This is a genomic window from Nocardia sp. NPDC057272 (genome assembly GCF_042668615.1).
Lineage (GTDB): Bacteria > Actinomycetota > Actinomycetes > Mycobacteriales > Mycobacteriaceae > Nocardia.
Genome location: NZ_JBHUYK010000026.1, coordinates 1 through 17,932 on the forward strand (window position 1 = coordinate 1; position 17,932 = coordinate 17,932).

The 17,932-nt window shown below is 68.4% G+C and carries 19 protein-coding genes; 10 read left to right on the top strand and 9 right to left on the bottom strand.

The window, feature by feature from the left end; genetic code table 11:
- Positions 1 to 49: 49 nt before the first annotated feature.
- Both ACFULV_RS27515 and ACFULV_RS27520 read right to left on the bottom strand, forming a co-directional pair.
- Positions 50 to 466, bottom strand: a complete 417-nt coding sequence (locus tag ACFULV_RS27515) for a cytochrome c oxidase subunit 4 (protein WP_056816603.1) — start codon at positions 464 to 466, stop codon at positions 50 to 52.
- Between the two features lie 10 nt (positions 467 to 476).
- Positions 477 to 1,466 carry a cytochrome c oxidase subunit II gene (locus ACFULV_RS27520; protein WP_378636817.1) on the bottom strand — a complete coding sequence of 330 codons (990 nt, stop codon included), beginning with the start codon at positions 1,464 to 1,466 and terminating at the stop codon, positions 477 to 479.
- Positions 1,467 to 1,947: 481 nt separating this feature from the next.
- Here ACFULV_RS27520 and asnB point away from each other — a divergent pair, with 481 nt between their 5' ends.
- Positions 1,948 to 3,891, top strand: coding sequence for an asparagine synthase (glutamine-hydrolyzing) (asnB, locus tag ACFULV_RS27525; RefSeq protein ID WP_378661732.1), 1,944 nt, complete (start codon positions 1,948 to 1,950; stop codon positions 3,889 to 3,891).
- A gap of 58 nt (positions 3,892 to 3,949) precedes the next feature.
- On the opposite strand, the gene ACFULV_RS27530 is transcribed toward asnB, so the two are convergent.
- On the bottom strand, positions 3,950 to 4,876 hold the full coding sequence (locus ACFULV_RS27530) for a carbohydrate kinase family protein (RefSeq protein ID WP_378661735.1): 927 nt from the start codon (positions 4,874 to 4,876) through the stop codon (positions 3,950 to 3,952).
- 230 nt (positions 4,877 to 5,106) lie between these two features.
- Entirely contained in the window at positions 5,107 to 5,463 is a 357-nt protein-coding gene (locus ACFULV_RS27535; RefSeq protein ID WP_067459056.1) for an iron-sulfur cluster assembly accessory protein, read from the bottom strand.
- 315 nt (positions 5,464 to 5,778) lie between these two features.
- Between ACFULV_RS27535 and ACFULV_RS27540 the strand changes: the two genes are divergently transcribed.
- Positions 5,779 to 6,378 (top strand): DUF3043 domain-containing protein, encoded by a 600-nt coding sequence (locus tag ACFULV_RS27540; RefSeq protein ID WP_378636811.1) that lies wholly within the window; start codon positions 5,779 to 5,781, stop codon positions 6,376 to 6,378.
- A gap of 58 nt (positions 6,379 to 6,436) precedes the next feature.
- Here ACFULV_RS27540 and ACFULV_RS27545 read toward each other — a convergent pair whose 3' ends face one another.
- On the bottom strand, positions 6,437 to 6,604 hold the full coding sequence (locus ACFULV_RS27545) for a hypothetical protein (protein ID WP_378636527.1): 168 nt from the start codon (positions 6,602 to 6,604) through the stop codon (positions 6,437 to 6,439).
- Between the two features lie 85 nt (positions 6,605 to 6,689).
- Between ACFULV_RS27545 and ACFULV_RS27550 the strand changes: the two genes are divergently transcribed.
- Entirely contained in the window at positions 6,690 to 7,643 is a 954-nt protein-coding gene (locus ACFULV_RS27550; RefSeq protein ID WP_378661568.1) for a helix-turn-helix domain-containing protein, read from the top strand.
- Between the two features lie 8 nt (positions 7,644 to 7,651).
- On the opposite strand, the gene ACFULV_RS27555 is transcribed toward ACFULV_RS27550, so the two are convergent.
- Complete coding sequence (locus tag ACFULV_RS27555) at positions 7,652 to 8,104, bottom strand: hypothetical protein (protein ID WP_378661570.1); 453 nt, start codon at positions 8,102 to 8,104, stop codon at positions 7,652 to 7,654.
- A 10-nt stretch (positions 8,105 to 8,114) separates the two neighbouring features.
- Positions 8,115 to 8,573 carry a MarR family winged helix-turn-helix transcriptional regulator gene (locus ACFULV_RS27560; RefSeq protein WP_378661573.1) on the bottom strand — a complete coding sequence of 153 codons (459 nt, stop codon included), beginning with the start codon at positions 8,571 to 8,573 and terminating at the stop codon, positions 8,115 to 8,117.
- Between the two features lie 198 nt (positions 8,574 to 8,771).
- Here ACFULV_RS27560 and ACFULV_RS27565 point away from each other — a divergent pair, with 198 nt between their 5' ends.
- From ACFULV_RS27565 to ACFULV_RS27585, 5 genes are all read left to right on the top strand, one after another.
- The gene (locus tag ACFULV_RS27565; protein WP_378661575.1) at positions 8,772 to 9,677 is read left to right on the top strand and encodes an alpha/beta hydrolase; all 906 of its coding nucleotides are present in this window, start codon (positions 8,772 to 8,774) and stop codon (positions 9,675 to 9,677) included.
- 57 nt (positions 9,678 to 9,734) lie between these two features.
- Entirely contained in the window at positions 9,735 to 10,271 is a 537-nt protein-coding gene (cobU, locus tag ACFULV_RS27570) for a bifunctional adenosylcobinamide kinase/adenosylcobinamide-phosphate guanylyltransferase (protein ID WP_378636513.1), read from the top strand.
- 39 nt (positions 10,272 to 10,310) lie between these two features.
- A complete protein-coding gene (gene cobT / locus ACFULV_RS27575; protein ID WP_378661578.1) occupies positions 10,311 to 11,426 on the top strand; it encodes a nicotinate-nucleotide--dimethylbenzimidazole phosphoribosyltransferase in 1,116 nt (371 codons plus the stop codon).
- The gene (locus ACFULV_RS27580) at positions 11,423 to 12,172 is read left to right on the top strand and encodes an adenosylcobinamide-GDP ribazoletransferase (protein WP_378661580.1); all 750 of its coding nucleotides are present in this window, start codon (positions 11,423 to 11,425) and stop codon (positions 12,170 to 12,172) included. The genes cobT and ACFULV_RS27580 overlap by 4 nt, the downstream gene beginning before the upstream one ends.
- Positions 12,173 to 12,305: 133 nt before the next feature.
- The gene (locus tag ACFULV_RS27585; RefSeq protein WP_378661583.1) at positions 12,306 to 13,019 is read left to right on the top strand and encodes an MBL fold metallo-hydrolase; all 714 of its coding nucleotides are present in this window, start codon (positions 12,306 to 12,308) and stop codon (positions 13,017 to 13,019) included.
- Between the two features lie 57 nt (positions 13,020 to 13,076).
- On the opposite strand, the gene ACFULV_RS27590 is transcribed toward ACFULV_RS27585, so the two are convergent.
- Complete coding sequence (locus tag ACFULV_RS27590; RefSeq protein ID WP_378661585.1) at positions 13,077 to 14,174, bottom strand: branched-chain amino acid aminotransferase; 1,098 nt, start codon at positions 14,172 to 14,174, stop codon at positions 13,077 to 13,079.
- 55 nt (positions 14,175 to 14,229) lie between these two features.
- Positions 14,230 to 15,330 (bottom strand): glycine cleavage system aminomethyltransferase GcvT, encoded by a 1,101-nt coding sequence (gene gcvT, locus ACFULV_RS27595; RefSeq protein ID WP_378661588.1) that lies wholly within the window; start codon positions 15,328 to 15,330, stop codon positions 14,230 to 14,232.
- Between the two features lie 242 nt (positions 15,331 to 15,572).
- Here gcvT and ACFULV_RS27600 point away from each other — a divergent pair, with 242 nt between their 5' ends.
- Positions 15,573 to 17,174, top strand: a complete 1,602-nt coding sequence (locus ACFULV_RS27600) for a phosphatase PAP2 family protein (protein ID WP_378661591.1) — start codon at positions 15,573 to 15,575, stop codon at positions 17,172 to 17,174.
- Between the two features lie 83 nt (positions 17,175 to 17,257).
- Positions 17,258 to 17,911: a nucleotidyltransferase domain-containing protein gene (locus tag ACFULV_RS27605; RefSeq protein WP_378661594.1), complete on the top strand. Its 654-nt coding sequence runs from the start codon at positions 17,258 to 17,260 to the stop codon at positions 17,909 to 17,911.
- Positions 17,912 to 17,932 lie beyond the last annotated feature (21 nt).

Genomic DNA, 17,932 nt, shown 5'->3' on the forward strand with positions numbered 1-17,932 from the left:
CCGCGACTCCCTCGGCTGAGGGCGTCGCGGCGACCGTTTTCCTGCTGGATCAGTGCTTCTCGGCACCCAGGTAGTACTCGAAGACCAGGCCGGCGGCGGCGGCGAGCACGAGCACCACGCCGAGGCCGATCAGCCAGAACTGGAAGAACGCCAGACCCAGCGCGGTCACCGAGCCGGCGCCCGCGAGGAGGATGGGCCAGAAGCTACCGGGCGAGAAGAAGCCCAGGTCACCGGCGCCGTCGACGATCTCGGCCTCTTCGTAGTCCTCGGGCCGCAGGTCGATGCGACGCGCGACGAACCGGAAGTAGGTGCCGATGATCAGCGACAGACCCGCGGTCAGCACGATCGCGGTGGTGCCCGCCCACTCGATGCCGGTGCGCGACTGGGCGGTGAAGAAGCCGTAAACGATGCCCACCAGGATGAAGAACGCCGTGAGCAGTTCGAAGATCCGCGCTTCGATCCTCATATCAGAATCCTCACTTGCTCTCGTTCACCGAAGCGCTCTTGGCATCACGCTTGGTGTTGAAGGGGTACGTGGAGGTGGCCACCGGCGACTCGCCGATCGATGCCAGCGCCTCACCGTTGGTCTTGCCGTCGATGCGCGCCTGCATGTACTTGGCGTACTTCTCCGGCGAGACCGCGCGGACCTCGAAGTTCATCATCGAGTGGTAGGTGCCGCACATCTCGGCGCAGCGGCCGACGAACGCGCCTTCCTTCTCGATCTCGGAGATCTGGAAGACGTTGTCGGACTGGTTTTCCTTCGGGTTCGGCATCACGTCGCGCTTGAACATGAACTCCGGCACCCAGAAGGCGTGGATCACGTCGGCGGCGGCGAGCTGGAACTCGATGCGCTTACCGGTCGGCAGCACCAGGACCGGAACCTCTTCGCTGGAGCCGAAGGTCTCGACCTTGTCGTAGTGCAGGTACGAGAGGATGTCGTTGGCCGGCTTGCCGTGCAGGGGGCCCGGCTGCGGGTGACCCTTGTCGTTCTTCAGCTCACGGTATTCGGCGAGCTGCTCTTCGTTCAGCAGCTCCTTCTCCGTGTCGATGCCGTTCCAGGTGAGACCGCCGACGTTGTTGATGTTGCGGTAGCCGAACTTCCAGTTCCACTGGAAGGCGGTCACGTCGACGGTGACATCCGGGTTGTCGGTCTTCTCGTGCACGTAGTTCTGCACGACCACGGTGAAGTAGAACAGCACCGCGATGATCACGAACGGGATCGCCGTGTAGGTCAGTTCCAGCGACACGTTGTAGCCGGTCTGACGCGGGAACTCCGGGGAGTTCTTGCGCTTGCGGTGGAAGATGATCGTCCAGAAGGTCAGACCCCAGACCAGCACGCCCATGGCGAGCGCGGCCAGCACCGACCAGGTCCACAGCTCACGCATGCGGGTGGCCTGCGGGGTGATACCCGATGGCCAGCCGAACCGGAGCCAAACATTGTCGATCGAGCAGCCCGAGACGAGCATCGCGGTGATCCCCAAGGACACCGCCAGCCCGGCCCGCCGAAGGATCCGGCCCTGCCGACCCTTCTCGGGTCGTGCCCCGATCTCTTCGCTCGCCTTGTGCGCCACGCTCACGCCTTCCTGGTCGCCACACATTCCGACACATTGCGTCGTCCGGGCGGCGATTCGCCCGTTCGACACCTCTTCAAAGCAGTTTCAGGCCGTCCCGAAGTATTGCCGCTGTGACGCCTGCACACCTGAGAAGGACCTGAGTACTACGCAGCGTAGACCAAAGCAGGCACTGTCTTGTCGCGGGGTCACTTTCGACACTCCGCCGTGACCGCACCGAACATCGCGACCTGCGGTTTGACCCCCGTCTGGTGGCTACGCACCCCGCGCGAGCGGGCGAGCGCGGCGTGTCGGGCAGGCGTGCGGCATACTCGGACACAGCGTTTCGGCCCGTTGTGGCCACCCATCATCGAACGAGAGAAGGTTGGGCGACACCGTGTGCGGACTGCTCGGATTCCTGACAGCTGATTCCGCGACGACCGCGGTGGTCGATCAGGTGTACGACGCGCTGCACTGCCAGCGGCATCGTGGCCCGGACGAGAAGGGCACCTGGCACGACGATCACATGATCTTCGGGTTCAACCGCCTGTCCATCATCGATATCGAGCACTCGCACCAGCCGCTGCGCTGGGGCCCGGCGGACAACCCGCAGCGGTACGCGATGACCTTCAACGGCGAGATCTACAACTACCTCGAGCTGCGCGAGCAGCTGGCCGCCGAGCACGGCGCCGAATTCCCCGAGGGCAAGATCTTCGCGACCGACGGTGACGGCGAGGCCATCGTGGCCGCCTTCCACTTCTGGGGCCCCGAGGCCGTGCGCAAGCTGCGCGGCATGTTCGCGTTCGCGATCTGGGACACCGAGACCTCGGAACTGTTCCTCGCGCGCGATCCGTTCGGCATCAAGCCGCTGTTCATCGCGACCGGCCCCGGCGGCACCGCCTTCGCCAGCGAGAAGAAGAGCCTGCTCGAACTGCTGAGCCCGCTGGACCTGTCCGACGAGCTCGACCCGCGCGCGCTCGAGCACTACACGGTGCTGCAGTACGTGCCCGAGCCCGAGTCGCTGCACCGCAACATCCGTCGCCTCGAGTCCGGCAACTACGCCACGGTGAAGGTCGGCCAGGAGCCGGTTGTCACCCGCTATTTCCGCCCCGACTTCCGGGTTCGCCCGTTCGTCGCGGGCTCGGAGAAGGCCCGCTACGCCGAGATCGCCGCCGCCCTGGAGGACTCGGTCGCCAAGCACATGCGCGCCGATGTCACCGTCGGCTCGTTCCTGTCGGGCGGCATCGACTCCACCGCCATCGCCGCGCTGGCGATGCGCCACAACCCGAAGCTGATCACCTTCACCACCGGGTTCGAGCGCGAGGGCTACTCCGAGGTCGACGTGGCCGCCGAGAGCGCCGAGCTGATCGGCGCCCGCCACATCGTCAAGGTGGTCTCCCCCGCCGAATTCGCCGCCGCGATCCCCGAGATCGTCTGGTATCTCGACGATCCGGTCGCCGACCCGGCCCTGGTCCCGCTGTACTTCGTGGCCAAGGAAGCCCGCAAGCACGTCAAGGTCGTGCTCTCCGGCGAGGGCGCCGACGAGCTGTTCGGCGGCTACACGATCTACCGGGAACCGTTGTCGCTCAAGCCCTTCGAATACCTGCCCGCCGGTGCTCGCAAGCTGCTCGGCAAGCTCGGTGACAAGATCCCCGACGGTAAGCGCGGCAAGTCGCTGCTGCAGCGCGGCTCGCTCAGCCTCGAAGACCGCTACTACGGCAATGCCCGCAGCTTCAACGACGCCCAGCTGCGCGCGGTCCTGCGCGACTTCCGTCCCGAGTGGACCCACCAGGACGTCACCGCGCCGATCTACGCTCAGTCCGCGGGCTGGGACCCGGTCGCGCGCATGCAGCACCTGGACCTGTTCACCTGGCTGCGCGGCGACATCCTGGTCAAGGCCGACAAGATGACCATGGCCAACTCCCTGGAACTGCGCGTGCCGTTCCTGGACAACGAGGTCATGCGCGTCGCCGAGGGCATCCCGTTCGACCAGAAGATCACCAAGGAAACCTCGAAGTACGCGCTGCGCCAGGCCCTGGACGGCATCGTCCCCGACCACGTCCTGCACCGCGCCAAGCTCGGCTTCCCGGTCCCGCTGCGCCACTGGCTGCGCGGCACCGAACTCTACGACTGGGCCGAAACCCAGATCGCCGAGTCCCAGACCGACCACCTGCTGCACAAGCCGGCCGTCCTCCAGATGCTCCGCGACCACAAAGCGGGCGTCTCCGACCACAGCCGCCGCCTCTGGACCGTCCTGGTCTTCATGGTCTGGCACGGCATCTTCGTCGAGGACCGCATCAAGCCCGAGATCCAGGAACCGGTCTACCCGGTCTCGCTGTAGACGCACAGAAGAACGCCCCCTGGATCGAAAGATCCAGGGGGCGTTCGCGTTCTGTCCGTCAGAGCAGGAAGGCCAGTTCGTCGGCGGCATCCGAGCCGTAGGCCTTGGTGAGGCGCTCGAGGGCGTCTTCGGTGTTGAGGGTCCACTCCTGGGTGCCGGTGGTCTCCAGGATCAGGACGGCGATCAGGGAGCCGAGCTGGGCGGCGCGTTCCAGGGTCAGGCCGGCGCGGTGGGCGGTGAGGAAGCCTGCGCGGAAACCGTCGCCGACACCGGTCGGGTCGACCTTGGCCACCTCGGGCACCACGCCGACGCGGACCTCGGTGCCGTCGGCGTCGACGACGAGCACACCTTCGGAGCCCAGCGTGGTGACCCGGATGCCGACCTTGGCGGTGATGTCGGCTTCGCTGAGGCCGGTCTTCTGCTGCAGCAGGGCCCACTCGTACTTGTTGGTGAACAGGTAGGCGGCGCCGTCGACCAGTTCGGTCGCCTGCGCGCCGTCGAGACGGGCCAGCTGCTGGGACGGGTCGGCGGCATAGGCGATGCCCTGCGCCTTGGCCTGGCGGGTGTGCGCGACCATCGCGTCGGGGTCGTTCGCCCCGACCAGCACCAGGTCGACATCGTGCGCGGCGGCGATCGCGGCGATGTCGATATCGCGCGCCTCGCTCATCGCACCCGGGTAGAAGGACGCGATCTGCGCCATCGTCTCATCGGTGGTGCACACGAACCGGGCGGTGTGCGATGTCGCGGACACGTGCACCGCCGAGCAGTCGACGCCGCTGGCCTCCAGCCACTGGCGGTACTCGGCGAAGTCGGCGCCGACGGCACCGACGAGCACCGGACGCTGCTTCAGCAGGCCCATCGCGTAGGCGATGTTGCCCGCCACTCCGCCGCGGCGGATCTGCAGATCGTCGACGAGGAAGCTCAAGGACACATGATCGAGTTGATCGGCGAGCAGCGCATCGGCGAACCGGCCGGGGAAGCGCATGAGGTGGTCGGTGGCGATGGATGCGGACACGGCAACAGACACGAGGCAGGGCCCCTTCGACGCTAGACGAGGAAAACAGAAAGTCCGGGATCACCCGATCCCGGACTTCAACGTTAGCAAGCGCTACCGCCTGTGGTTCACCTGTTCGCTACCTCGCCACGCAACCACAATGATCCCGGGCGCGCCCTCGAAGGCGAGGTTACGGCGCCGCTAACCCGCGGCGCCGAACATCAGTTGAACGAATCGCCGCAGGCGCAAGAACCGGTGGCGTTGGGGTTGTCGATGGTGAAGCCCTGCTTCTCGATGGTGTCGACGAAGTCGATCGAGGCGCCGTCGATGTACGGGGCGCTCATGCGGTCGACGGCCAGCTTCACGCCGGAGAACTCGACGACGATGTCACCGTCGAGGATGCGATCGTCGAAGAACAGCTGGTAACGCAGACCGGCACAGCCACCGGGCTGCACGGCGATCCGCAGGGCCAGATCGTCGCGACCCTCCTGGTCGAGCAGCGCCTTCGCCTTGATGGCGGCAGCGTCGGTCAGCGTCGCACCGTGGGTCTCGGTGGCGGTCTCGTTCTGCACAGTCATGGACACTCCTAGTTCGACTCAGCCCGTCAACGGACCTCAGGTGCACAGCGCACGACTGTCTTCAACGCTGTCGCAGCAACTGCTATTCCTATTTTGCCACCCTCGGCGCAGCCAGTAGACGCCACCTGGGTGCTTGTGCCCACAGTACGCCCTGTGACGACGTGATCTACGTCGCAGCCCGGCCACGGATGAGACCGGGCCCACCGCTGAGCGGACCGCATTTCCCGATGGTCGGCATCATCGAATAGCCTGGTGAACGTGAAATTGTTTCGTCGCGACGAGTCCAGCACCATCGACGAGTCCGTCGACCCGTCGGTGTCCGACTCCGAACAGGCCGCCGCCACGGCGTCGACCACTCCCGGTAAGGGCAGGCCGACGCCGAAAAGGCGTGAGGCAGAAGGCAAGCGGCGCGGTCCGATCGCGCCCGCCCCGCTGACCGCCAAGGAAGCCCGCGCGCGCCGCAAGGCTGTCAAGGGCACCAAACAGGACCGCAAGGCCGCCGCCGCCGACCGTCGCGCCGCCGTGCAGGACCGCCGCGCCCGCATGCTCGCCGGCGAGGACAAGTATCTGCTGCCCCGCGATCAGGGTCCGGTCCGCGCGTATGTGCGCGACCTGGTGGACGCCCGCCGCAACCTCGTCGGCCTGTTCATGCCGATGGCGCTGGTGCTGATCCTGTCGATGTTCGTCGCCCCCGGCCTGCAGACCATCGTCACCCTGGCCATGCTGGTGATGATGGTCTTCATGATCATCGAGGGCTTCGTCCTGGGCAAGATCGTGAGCAACCGGGTGATCGAACGGTTCCCCGACACCACCGACACCGGCTTCAAGCTCGGCTGGTACGCCTTCGTCCGCGCCTCGCAGATCCGCAAGATGCGCGCTCCGAAGCCGCGGGTCGGCCCCGGCGACGCGGTCTGAGTTCGACCGGACTTCCGAATGCCGTCTCATCCTTGCGGATGGGGCGGCATTCGTCTTTTCAGTGATGGCTCGGGCGGATGTAGTCGGCGTAGCCCGCGATGGCTTTGAGCTCGGTGTCCATGCGCTGGGCGTCGCGGTCGACGATCCCGGTGGAGCCGGCGGTGCCGCGACCGATCAGTACGGCGAGTCCGATGATGGCGGTGAGGACGATCAGAAAAGTAAGCATGGCAGTAATTTTGCGCTCGATGATTTTCAGCCGAGAGTGGCTGTTCTGTCATTGTGCGTAAAGATTCAGCCAGCTACGATGAGGCATGCTCTCGAAGGTTGCCGTGGTCCTCAGCGACCGGCTCGCGATGTTCGAATTCGGTGTCGTCTGTGAGGTTTTCGGCCTCGACCGCACCGCCGACGGCCTACCCGGCTTCGACTTCCGGGTCTGCGGCGCCGACCCGGGCAAGCCACTGCGTTCCACCACCCCCGGCATCGCGGTCACCCCAGAATTCGGCCTCGACCAACTCGCGAAGGCCGACTTGGTCGCCATCCCGGCCTCCCCGATCGACCAGTACGACGACCGGGTACTCGAGGCGGTGCGCGGGGCGGCCGACGCGGGCGCGACCGTCCTCACCGTCTGCTCGGGCGCCTTCCTGGCCGGCGCGGCCGGTCTGCTCGACGGCCGCAAGTGCACCACCCACTGGCGTTATGTCGACAGACTCGCCACGATGTTCCCCGATGCGACCGTCGACCCCGACGTCCTGTTCGTCGACGAAGGCAACCTGATCACCAGCGCGGGTACCGCCGCGGGCATCGACGCCTGCCTGCACCTGGTCCGCCGCGAGATCGGTACCGCCGCCGCCAACGGCATCGCGCGCCGCATGGTCGTGCCGCCGCAGCGCGACGGCGGCCAGCGCCAGTTCATCGAGCAGCCGGTCCCCGAGTGCAGTTCGATCGGCCTGTCCACCACGCTGGCCTGGCTCACCGAGAACCTCGCCCACCCACACACCGTCGACGAGCTCGCGGCCCGCTCCAGCATGTCCACCCGCACCTTCGCCCGCCGCTTCGCCGCCGAAACCGGCACCACCCCGGTCAAATGGCTCACCACTCAGCGCGTCCTGTTCGCCAAGCACCTGCTCGAAACCACCGATATGGCCCTGGAACGGATCGCCGACGAGTCCGGCTTCGGCTCCGGCGCTCTGTTGCGCCACCACTTCCAGCGCCAGGTCGGCATCGCCCCCACCGAATACCGCCGCCGCTTCGGCGCGGCCGGCTGAGCCGAGCTTCACTCCGTCACGGAACGGTGCCCGAAGCGGCCGGTGACGCGGAATCCGTCGCGCGCATTGAGCGACATGAGCACGATATTGGTCGCGCCGGCGAGCAGTTCCAGCGCTTGCACGCCGTAGAACAACGGCCCGAACTCGGCACGGCCGGCGAGCACCGCCAGGGTGATCGCCGAGGGGATCAGCACCAGTAAGCCATTGCCCGCGATGAAGGGCATCCGGCGCTTCTTGGCGAGGAGGGCGGGCATCGCCGACTTCCCGGCCAGTCGGAAGCCGGTGCCGCCGGTGATGGCGAGCGCGAGCACGAGAATCGGCAGGGCCCACGGGATGGCCAGCTTGACCGCGACGATCGCCGCTGTGGACCCGCTGAGTTCGCTCACCACCGTCGACGTCCAGAAGGTGAGCACGGTGAGCAATCCGACCGCGCCCGCGACGGGATGGATCCGGGATGCCACGGTTCGCCCCTCACGCCCCACGATCGGCCTCGAGATTGCCGATCGACTGTCGAGCCATGCGGAGGAACTCGTCACCGTCCACGTCGGGAAAACCTGTGGTGGCGAGGTCGTTCACCTCCCGGGCGGCCGCGGTCAGCGCGGTGCGCAGCGCACGGGACCGGTCGGTGAGGTAGATCAGCGACCGCCTGCCGTCGCGCGGGTCGGCGATGCGCTCGATCAAGCCGTCCCGCTCCATCCGTTTGAGGGTGTGCGCCATCGTCGACTGGTCGATCCGCACCTTCTCGCAGAGCCGCAGCTGCGAGACCCCTTCCTCCTCGTACAGCGCGAGTAGTTGAGCGAATTGCCCCGGTACGACGCCGTACTCGGCGATACGATCACGCAGCGCCTGCTCCATGAGCCGCGCCAGGTGATTGATCACGTATCCCAGGGAATCGGCCCGATCCATGGGATCCCGCTCGATCTGTTCCATCCCAACCCTCCGTCGATCCGCTGCCGCCACTTCCCATATTACATGGCAAGCCATGTAGTGGCGATCGAAGCTGTGAAGCCCCACAATCGGCTTGACTCGACCGGCGGGAACTGGTCGGCTAGCAAGGTGTTTCACGCTGGGTGGGGAAGATTTCGTCGGCTGAGCAGAGCTCTCACGATTGCCGCTACGGCTGTGGTCGTGTCGTCCCTCGGCACCTCCGCGGCCGTTGCCGCGCCGATCACCGCACCGGTGATGCGGACGCCCGCGGGCGGTTTCGAGGACTTGATCGTTCCGTCGAGCATGGGTCCGATCAAGGTCCAGGTGCAGTGGGCGGCGCGCGGCGGCAGCTCCGCGCTCTACCTGCTCGACGGTCTGCGCGCCCCCGACGACCACAGCCAATGGACCACCGACACCGATGCCTTGCGCCAATTCGCCGGCGACAACGTCACTTTGGTGTTCCCGGTCGGCGGCCACTCCAGCTTCTACACCGACTGGTACCGGCCCAGCAGCACCAACGGCCAGAAGACGACCTACCGGTGGGAAACGTTCCTCACCCGTGAACTGCCCGATTTCCTTGCCAGATATGGGGTCTCGCGTACCAACAACGCCATCGTCGGCGCGTCCATGGGCGGCAACGCCGCACTCACCCTCGCCGCCCACCACCGTGATCAGTTCCGCTTCGCCGGTTCGTTCTCCGGCTTCGTCAACCCGACCTACCCGATGTGGAACCAGGCCATGCGCGTCGCCATGCTCGACGAGGGCAATTTCAACGTCGACGACATGTGGGGCCCGGCAGGCGACCCCGCGTGGGCCCGCAACGACGCCACCGCCCAGGTCGAGCGACTGCGCGGCCTGCCCCTCTATGTGACCACCGGCAACGGCATCCCCGGCGCCGCCGATGTCCCCTACGGCCTCGGCAACACCCTCAACGCGATGAGCCTCGAGGCGATGACGGTGGTCGCCGCGGGCATCTTCCGCGACCGGGCCACCGCTCTCGGGGTCTCCGCCCGTGTCGACATCGTCAACGGCACCCACAATTGGCCGTATTGGCAACAGGCCCTCACCACCGCTCGCCCGATGATCTTGGACGCGCTGTCGGCCTGACTCGGCAGCCGACGGTGTCGCCAGTGGCGCGTGGTCGCCGGTTGCTACCGTGCTGACATGTCAGACAGGTCCTCCTCGGCCCGCGTCCTCGTGCTCGGCGGCGCCCGTTCCGGAAAATCCGCCTTCGCCGAGGCCGTGCTGACCGACGCATCCTCGGTTCGCTACCTGGCCACCGCCGTGGTCGATCCTACCGATCACGACTTCGCCGACCGGATCGCCGTCCACCGCGACCGCCGCCCCGAACACTGGACGACCGTCGAGAACACCGAGCCCGCAACGGTTCTCGCCACCGCGGCGCCCGCGACCCTGCTCGACGACATCGGCACCTGGCTCACCGCCCGCCTCGACGCCCGCGACGCCTGGGACGCACCGCGCGGCACCGTCACCCCCGACTGCGACACGCTCGTGGACGCCGTCGAGTCCTACCGGGAACGGCTGGTGATCGTATCGCCCGAGGTGGGCATGGGCGTGATCCCCGCGACCCGCTCGGGGCGGCTGTTCCGCGACGAGATCGGCGCGCTGAACCAGCGTCTCGCGCGGGCGTGCGACGAGGCGTACCTCATCGTGGCTGGGCTGCCGCTTCGATTGAAATGAGCCGGGCCGGTCACCGCCGTGCACCGTGATCCGGGCAAGATGAGCGTCGAACACCCTGTACCACCTCCGAAAGGCTTGCCAGTGACGCACGGATTCGACCCGGTCGCGGCCCCGGACGCGCAGGTGCGCGCGGCGGCCGAGCAGCGCCAGACGCAGCTCACCAAACCGGCCGGATCACTGGGACGGCTCGAAGAACTCGGCAACTGGGTCGCCGCATGCCAGGGCGTATGCCCGCCCCAGCAGTTCGAACGCGCCAGGGTGGTGCTGTTCGCGGGCGATCACGGCGTGGCCGAGCACGGTGTCTCGGCGTATCCGAGCGAGGTCACCGCGCAGATGGTGGCCAATTTCCTGGCGGGCGGCGCGGCGGTGAACGCGCTGGCCGCCGTGGCGGGCGCGACCGTGCGGGTCGTCGACATCGCCGTCAACGGTGACACCGACCCCTCGGTGGCCCAGCACAAGGTGCGTCGCTCGAGCGGTTCCATCGACCGCGAGGACGCGCTCACCGACGCCGAGGTCACCGCCGCGCTGGCCGCGGGTCGCGCGATCGCCGACGAGGAAATCGACGCGGGCGCCGACCTGCTCATCGCCGGTGACATGGGCATCGGCAACACCACTCCCGCCACCGTCCTCATCGCCGTCCTCACCGGCACCGAACCCGTCGCCGCGGTCGGCCGCGGCACCGGCGTCGACGACCAGGGCTGGATCCGCAAGGTCGCCGCCATCCGCGACGGCATGCGCCGTGCCCGCCCGGTCGCCACCGACCCCGTCGACCTGCTCCGCGTCGCCGCGGGCGCCGACTTCGCCGCCATGACCGGTTTCCTCGCCCAGGCGGCCGTCCGTCGCACGCCCGTGCTGCTCGACGGCGTCGTGGTCACCGCCGCCGCCCTGGTCGCCGAGGACATCGCCGCGGGCGCGAAAGCCTGGTGGCTGCCGGCCCACCGCTCCACCGAACCGGCTCACGACCTGGCCTTGAAGCACCTGCGCCTGACCCCGCTGATCGACCTCGAGATGCGCCTCGGCGAAGGCTCCGGGGCACTGACCGCCCTCCCGATCTTGCGGGCCGCGGTCGCGACCCTCGCCGAGATGTCGACCTTCGCCGACGCGGGCGTCAGCACCTCGGCCGAGGAATCGGACACCGTCGACCTGGCCAAGTGAACGCGCTCCGGCTCGCGGTCTCCTGGCTGACGGTCGTCCCGATCACCGGCCCGGCACTGGTCGACCGGCGTACAGCGGGACACGCGATCACTCTCGCCCCGCTGATCGGGCTCGCTCTGGGAGCGTTCGCGGCGGCCACCCTCTGGTTACTGGTCAGCGCGGGCCTGACCGCCCTTCTCGCCGGTCTCCTCGTCGTCGGTTTGCTCGCCGTGCTCACCCGGGGCATGCATCTCGACGGCCTGGCCGACACCGTCGACGGGCTCGGCAGCTATGGCCCGCCCCAGCGGGCCCGCGAGATCATGAAGTCCGGGGGTGCGGGCCCGTTCGGCGTCGCCGCGCTCGTCTTCGCCGTCGCCGTCCAAGCGGTGGCCTTCGCGACGCTGGCCGATCAGCACCGCTGGCTCGCGCTCGTCCTCGCCGTCGCCGCGGGCCGAGTCGCGGTCGTGCCGGCGTGCCGCACCGGCACCCCCGCCGCCCCCGACGCCGGTTTCGGCGCGTTGGTCGCGGGCACGCAGCCGCGCGCCGCCGTGTGGATCTGGCCCGCGCTCGCCGTCGGCGCCGCGGTGTGGGCGGTTCCAGACAACCTCTGGCTCGGCCCCGTTGTCGTGATCGCCGCCCTCGCGGCGACCGTCGCTGTCACCCGGCACTGTGTCCGCCGTTTCGAGGGCCTGTCCGGCGATATTCTCGGCGCAGTAGTGGAGATCACGGTTTCGATTGCCGCAGTGGGCTTCTCGCTGGCGTTATAGCGAAACGCTCAGTTACCGCAAACTCTTACTGGTCACAAGTCCAAGATATCGGCGATTGTGTGCTCCCACAGACCGTCCGGTCAACGGTACTCGGGTGCGTCGCCAGCACACCGGTGGCAATACAGTGGAGCGCATGTCATCCGAGCGCCTCTACTTCCGCCAGCTGCTGTCCGGCCGGGATTACGCCGTCGGCGATCCGATCGCCACGCAGATGCGCAACTTCGCGTATCTGATCGGCGACCGGGAGACCGGCGAGACCCTCCTGGTCGACCCCGCCTACCAAGCGGCCGACCTGGTCGAGGTCGCGGAGGCCGACGGCATGCGCGTATCCGGCGTACTCGCCACCCATCATCATCCCGACCACGTCGGCGGCACCATGCTCGGTTTCACCCTCGGCGGCGTGGCCGAACTACTCGAGAAGACCAGCGTCCCGGTCCATGTCAACAAGCTCGAACTGGACTGGGTCGCCCAGACCACCGGCATCGCCCCCAGCGAACTGACCGGCCACGACCACGGCGACAAGGTGAAGGTCGGCGCCTTCGAGATCGAGTTACTCCACACGCCCGGCCACACCCCGGGCAGCCAGTGCTTCCTGTTCGACGGCCGCCTCATCTCCGGCGACACCCTGTTCATCGACGGCTGCGGCCGCACCGACTTCCCCGGCGGCGACACCGACGAGATGTTCCGCAGCCTGCGCCAACTCGCCGCCCTCGACGGCAACCCGGTCGTCTACCCCGGCCACTGGTACTCCGAAGCCCCCAGCGCCGCGCTGTCGTCCGTCCGCGAATCCAACTACGTCCTGCGCCCGAAGTCCCTCGGCGAGTGGCAGGCGTTGATGCCGGGCTGAACAGCACAAGAGCGGGCCCCTACGCCAGGGACCCGCTCCCGAATGCTGTTGTGACGCTTACAGAGTCCGTATCCACCCGTGGGTGTCGGCGAAAGTTCCGCGCTGGATTCCGGTCAACGTGTCACGCAGCGCCATCGTCACCTCACCGGGCTCCCCGCCACCGATGGCGAATTCGCCGTCGCCGGACTTCACCCAGCCCACCGGCGTGATCACCGCGGCCGTCCCGCAGGCGAAGACCTCACTGATCTCACCGGATTCTGCGCCCTTGCGCCATTCCTCCACCGAGATCTTGCGCTCCTCCACCGGGTAGCCGGAGTCGGCCGCCAGGGTCAGCAGCGAGTCGCGGGTGATACCGGGCAGCAGCGAACCCGACAGCTCGGGGGTCACCAGCCGCGCCTCCGAGCCGGTGCCGAACACGAAGAACAGGTTGTTGGTGCCCATCTCCTCGACGTAGCGCCGCTCGCAGGCGTCCAGCCAGACCACCTGGTCACAGCCCTCGTCGGTGGCCTGCGCCTGCGCGAGCAGCGACGAGGCGTAGTTGCCCGCCACCTTCGCCTCACCGGTGCCGCCGGGAGCCGCGCGCACGTACTCGGTCGACAGCCACACCCGCACCGGCTTCACACCGCGCGGGAAGTAGGCCCCGGCAGGCGAGGCGAGCAGCAGGTATTTGTAGGCCGACGCGGGCTTCACGCCCAGGCCCGCCTCGGTGGAGAACATGAACGGCCGCAGGTACAGCGAGTCCTCGCCACCGGCCGCGGGCACCCAGTCGGCGTCGACGTCGAGGAGCTGGCGCACGGACTCGATGAACAGTTCCTCGGGCAGTTCCGCCATCGCCATCCGCGCGGCCGAGCGGCGGAACCGCGCGGCGTTGGCATCGATGCGGAAGGTCGCGATCTCGCCGTCGGGCTGGCGGTAGGCCTTGAGCCCTTCGAAGATCGCCTGGCCGTAGTGGAACACCATGGTCGCCGGGTCCATCGAGAGCGGGCCGTACGGTTCGACGCGCGCGTTGCCCCACCGGCCGTCGGCGTAGTCGATCGACACCATGTGATCGGTGAAGAACCGTCCGAAACCGGGGGCCGCCAGTACCTCTTCCCGCCGCTGCGCCGGGGTGGGCGCGGGATGCGGGATACGGGTGAACTGTGCGGCGACTGTCATGGTGGGAATCCTATCCGGGCCGATTCGGTGCTGTCTCGCCCCCACTACGGGGGAGTTACTTGGTCTTGGTGTCGACGAACGGCGGCTTGACGACCGCGGCGCGCAGCTTGCGCCCACGGACGTCGACCTCCACCTCGTCGCCGGGTTCGAGCTTCGCGTCGGTGTCGAGCAGCGCCAGCGCGATGCCGACCTTCAGCGACGGTGAGAACGTCCCCGAGGTGGTCTCGCCGACCGGCTCGCCGTCGCGGAGCACGGTCTGGCCCTGGCGCAGCACGCCGCGATCCAGTGCCTTCAGTCCCATCAGCGTACGGCGCGGGCCGTCGGCCTTCTCCTGCTCGAGCGCGGCCTTGCCCCAGAATTCCGGCTTCTTCCAGCCCACGGCCCAGCCGGTACGGGCCTGGTTCGGGGTGATGTCGAGGGACAGTTCGTGTCCGTGCAGCGGGTAGCCCATCTCGGTGCGCAGGGTGTCGCGCGCGCCGAGTCCGGCCGCCTGGCCGCCCTCGGCCTCGACCTGCGCGATCAGGGCGCGGAACAGCGGCTCCGCGTCAGCCCACGTCGGCAGCAGCTCGTAGCCGTGCTCGCCGGTGTAGCCGGTCCGGCACACGCGCACCGGACGGCCCTGCCACTCGGCGTCGGCGTAGGCCATGTACTCCATCTCGGTGGGCAGGCCGAGCGCGGTCAGCACCTCGGTGGCCTTGGGCCCCTGCACCGCGAACACCGCGTAGTCGCGATGCTGGTCGGTGACGGTGATCCCCTCGGGAGCGACCTTGCGCAACTCGGCCACCACCGCCGCGGTGTTGGCCGCGTTCGGCACCAGGAACACCTCGTCGTCGCTGACGTAGTAGGCGATCAGGTCGTCGATCACGCCGCCGTCCTCGGCACAGCACAGGGTGTACTGCGCCTTTCCCGGCTGGATCCGGCCCAGGTCGTTGGTCAACGCCGAATTCACGAAAGCCGCGGCTCCCTGACCCGCGACGGTCGCCTTACCGAGGTGGCTCACGTCGAAGAGCCCGACCGTGGTGCGCACCGCCGTGTGCTCGCCGACCGTGCCCGCGTACTGCACGGGCATCTCCCACCCGCCGAACGGCGCGAAGGTGGCGCCGAGTTCGATATGAACAGCGTGGATGGGGCCCTCGAGCAGCGCGGTGTCGGTCATGGGCAGAGTTTATCGGGCGGCGCGCCTACCGCTTCCTGCCCCCGTAACTGCGGGGATCCGACCGGTTTCGCGCGTCGCCCGCCGGGCGAGGATCGCGGGCACGAACGTACGTCGGATCGGCGCCTCCGGCTCGGCCGGCGGGACCTGTCGACGCGGACAGCGCGGCCTTGCCATCGAGGGCGCACGGGTGGCGCTGTCCGTGTCCAAAGATCGTGACGCCCAACGGCGGTAGTGTTCTGGGTGTGAGTGAGTTGCCCCGAGCACGCTTCGGCCATGTCGCCCGGATGGACGACACGATGAGCCGGGCGGTGTCCCGAATTCCGGAATCGTCGGTCGATCGCGGCATGCTGCGGTTGACCCGGTCTGCCAACACCGGCGGTCTATGGCTGGCCGTGGCGGCGGCACTCGCGGTGCAGCCGGGTCCCCCGCGACGGGCGGCGTTGCGCGGCGTCATCGCGCTGGGTGGCAGCAGTTTCGTCGTCAACCTCGTGCTCAAGACCCTGATCCCGCGGCGGCGGCCGCCGGCCGAACTGATGCCGCTCGGCCGCAGGCTGGTCGCCGCGCCGGTGTCGTCGTCCTTCCCGTCCGGCCACAGCGCCAATGCCGCCGCCTTCGCCACGGCCGTCGCCCTGGAGAGCCCGCGCGCCGCGCTCGCCGTCGCGCCGGTGGCCGCCGCCGTCGCCTACTCGCGCATCCACACCGGCGCGCACTGGCCGTCCGACGTGCTGGTCGGCGCCGGCGTCGGCACCGCTGTCGCTCTCACCACCCGCCGCTGGTGGCCTATTCGCGAATCCGACGAAGCCGACGCGCACGTCGTGCACGACGCGCCGATCCTCGCCGACGGCAAAGGTCTGCTGCTACTGGTGAATCCCCGCTCCGGCGACTCCTCCTACGACCCCACGGCGGACATCGCCGAAGCCCTGCCCGCCGCGACCCTGGTACGCACCGAACCCGGCCGTGACGCCGTCGAGGTGCTACAGGAAGCGGTCGACACCGCTGTCGCGACAGACGCCGACACCGCGGATCGCGCGGCGAGCGACCGCACCTCGGTCCTCGCGGTCGGCGCCGCGGGCGGAGACGGAACCATCGCCGCGGCCGCAGCTGTCGCGGTTCGCAACAACCTGCCCCTGGTCGTCATCCCCGCCGGCACCCTGAACCACTTCGCCCGCGACCTCGGCGTCTACGACCTGCGCGAGGTGGCCGATGCCACCGGCACCGGCGAGGCCGTCGAAGTCGACATCGCCGCAGTCGAACTCGACACCACCGACGGCCCCTACACCCACCATTGGATCAACACCGCGAGCATCGGCGCCTACCCCGAGCTGGTCCGCCTGCGCGAGAAGTGGGAAGACCGCTGGGGCAAGTGGCCCGCCTTCGCCGCCGCCCTCGTCGTCACCCTGCGCCGCGCGGAGCCGATCCACATCCGGCTCGACGACCGCTGGCACGACATGTGGTTCCTGTTCATCGGCAACGGCCCCTACCACCCGCACGGCGCTGTGCCCGCTTTCCGCTCCCGCCTCGACGAGGGCCTGCTCGACGTCCGCTGGCTCCGGGCCGACGTCCGGTTCTCCCGCACCCGCGCCGTCATCGCCCTGATGCTCGCCGCCATCGGGCACAGCCGCGTCTACGGCGAACGTCAGATGCACGAACTCACCGTCACCTCGAAAACCCCCGTCGCCGTCGCCGCCGACGGCGAAGTAGTGGGCATCGCCACCGCTTTCCGTTTCTCCGTGGCGGGCCGGATCCCGGCCTACCGCCGCAACGAGGACAATCCCCGCTGGGAAAACCGCCCACGACCCCACCACCGCCGCCCACTGGCCTGGCTCGCCGACCGCCGACGCTGACTTCCTCACAAACCCGTCTCGTCTCGATCACCATCGCCCACAACAGCCTTGCGTCCCCGGCCGTGGGTATCGAGGATGGATAGATGAGCTCGCCGGACGGGGGACGTCCGATCACCGCAACCGAAGCCGCCCGCCGCTGGGACCCGTGGACCCCGAGCGTGGTCGCCGCCCGCCTCGCCACCTGCCCGGCCCCCTGGGCCGTCGCGGGCGGCTGGGCCCTCGACCTCTTCGCAGGCGCGATCTCCCGCGCCCACGACGACATCGAAATCACCGTCCCCCGAATGGATTTCCCTGAGATCGCGGCCGCTTTTCCCGAGTACGAATGGGACGTCGTCGGCAGTGGCGAGCTCTGGCCCTATACCGTGGCCGCGTCCTGCCCCGAACTCCATCAGACCTGGCTGCGCGACCCCTTCACCGGCGCCTTCCATCTCGACGTCTTCCGTGAACCGCACGACGGCGACACCTGGATCTGCCGCCGCGACCCCACGATCACTCTCTCCTACACCGAACTCATCCGCACCACCACCAACGGCATCCCCTATCTCATCCCCGAGGTCGTGCTGCTGTTCAAGGCGAAAGCCAACCGCCCCAAGGACTACGCCGATTTCCTCCGCGTCCTGCCCCTGCTCCCCGAGTACCGGCTCACCCGGCTGAATTCCTGGCTGATCCAGCTCTACCCGGATCACCCGTGGCTGGCCGAGATCCGCGCGCCCGCCATCGTCCCCACCACGGATTAGACCGGACGAACAGGCGGCCGA

What these genes read in the sequence shown, in the direction of transcription:
- ACFULV_RS27535 (WP_067459056.1), bottom strand. Translation starts at nt 5,463, where the DNA reads ATGACTGTGCAGAACGAGACCGCCACCGAGACCCACGGTGCGACGCTG.
- ACFULV_RS27590 (WP_378661585.1), bottom strand. Translation starts at nt 14,174, where the DNA reads ATGACAGTCGCCGCACAGTTCACCCGTATCCCGCATCCCGCGCCCACC.
- ACFULV_RS27550 (WP_378661568.1), top strand. Translation starts at nt 6,690, where the DNA reads ATGCTCTCGAAGGTTGCCGTGGTCCTCAGCGACCGGCTCGCGATGTTC.
- cobT (WP_378661578.1), top strand. Translation starts at nt 10,311, where the DNA reads ATGAGCGTCGAACACCCTGTACCACCTCCGAAAGGCTTGCCAGTGACG.
- ACFULV_RS27520 (WP_378636817.1), bottom strand. Translation starts at nt 1,466, where the DNA reads ATGCTCGTCTCGGGCTGCTCGATCGACAATGTTTGGCTCCGGTTCGGC.
- gcvT (WP_378661588.1), bottom strand. Translation starts at nt 15,330, where the DNA reads ATGACCGACACCGCGCTGCTCGAGGGCCCCATCCACGCTGTTCATATC.
- ACFULV_RS27530 (WP_378661735.1), bottom strand. Translation starts at nt 4,876, where the DNA reads ATGCGCTTCCCCGGCCGGTTCGCCGATGCGCTGCTCGCCGATCAACTC.
- cobU (WP_378636513.1), top strand. Translation starts at nt 9,735, where the DNA reads ATGTCAGACAGGTCCTCCTCGGCCCGCGTCCTCGTGCTCGGCGGCGCC.
- ACFULV_RS27605 (WP_378661594.1), top strand. Translation starts at nt 17,258, where the DNA reads ATGAGCTCGCCGGACGGGGGACGTCCGATCACCGCAACCGAAGCCGCC.
- ACFULV_RS27515 (WP_056816603.1), bottom strand. Translation starts at nt 466, where the DNA reads ATGAGGATCGAAGCGCGGATCTTCGAACTGCTCACGGCGTTCTTCATC.
- ACFULV_RS27545 (WP_378636527.1), bottom strand. Translation starts at nt 6,604, where the DNA reads ATGCTTACTTTTCTGATCGTCCTCACCGCCATCATCGGACTCGCCGTA.
- ACFULV_RS27560 (WP_378661573.1), bottom strand. Translation starts at nt 8,573, where the DNA reads ATGGAACAGATCGAGCGGGATCCCATGGATCGGGCCGATTCCCTGGGA.
- ACFULV_RS27585 (WP_378661583.1), top strand. Translation starts at nt 12,306, where the DNA reads ATGTCATCCGAGCGCCTCTACTTCCGCCAGCTGCTGTCCGGCCGGGAT.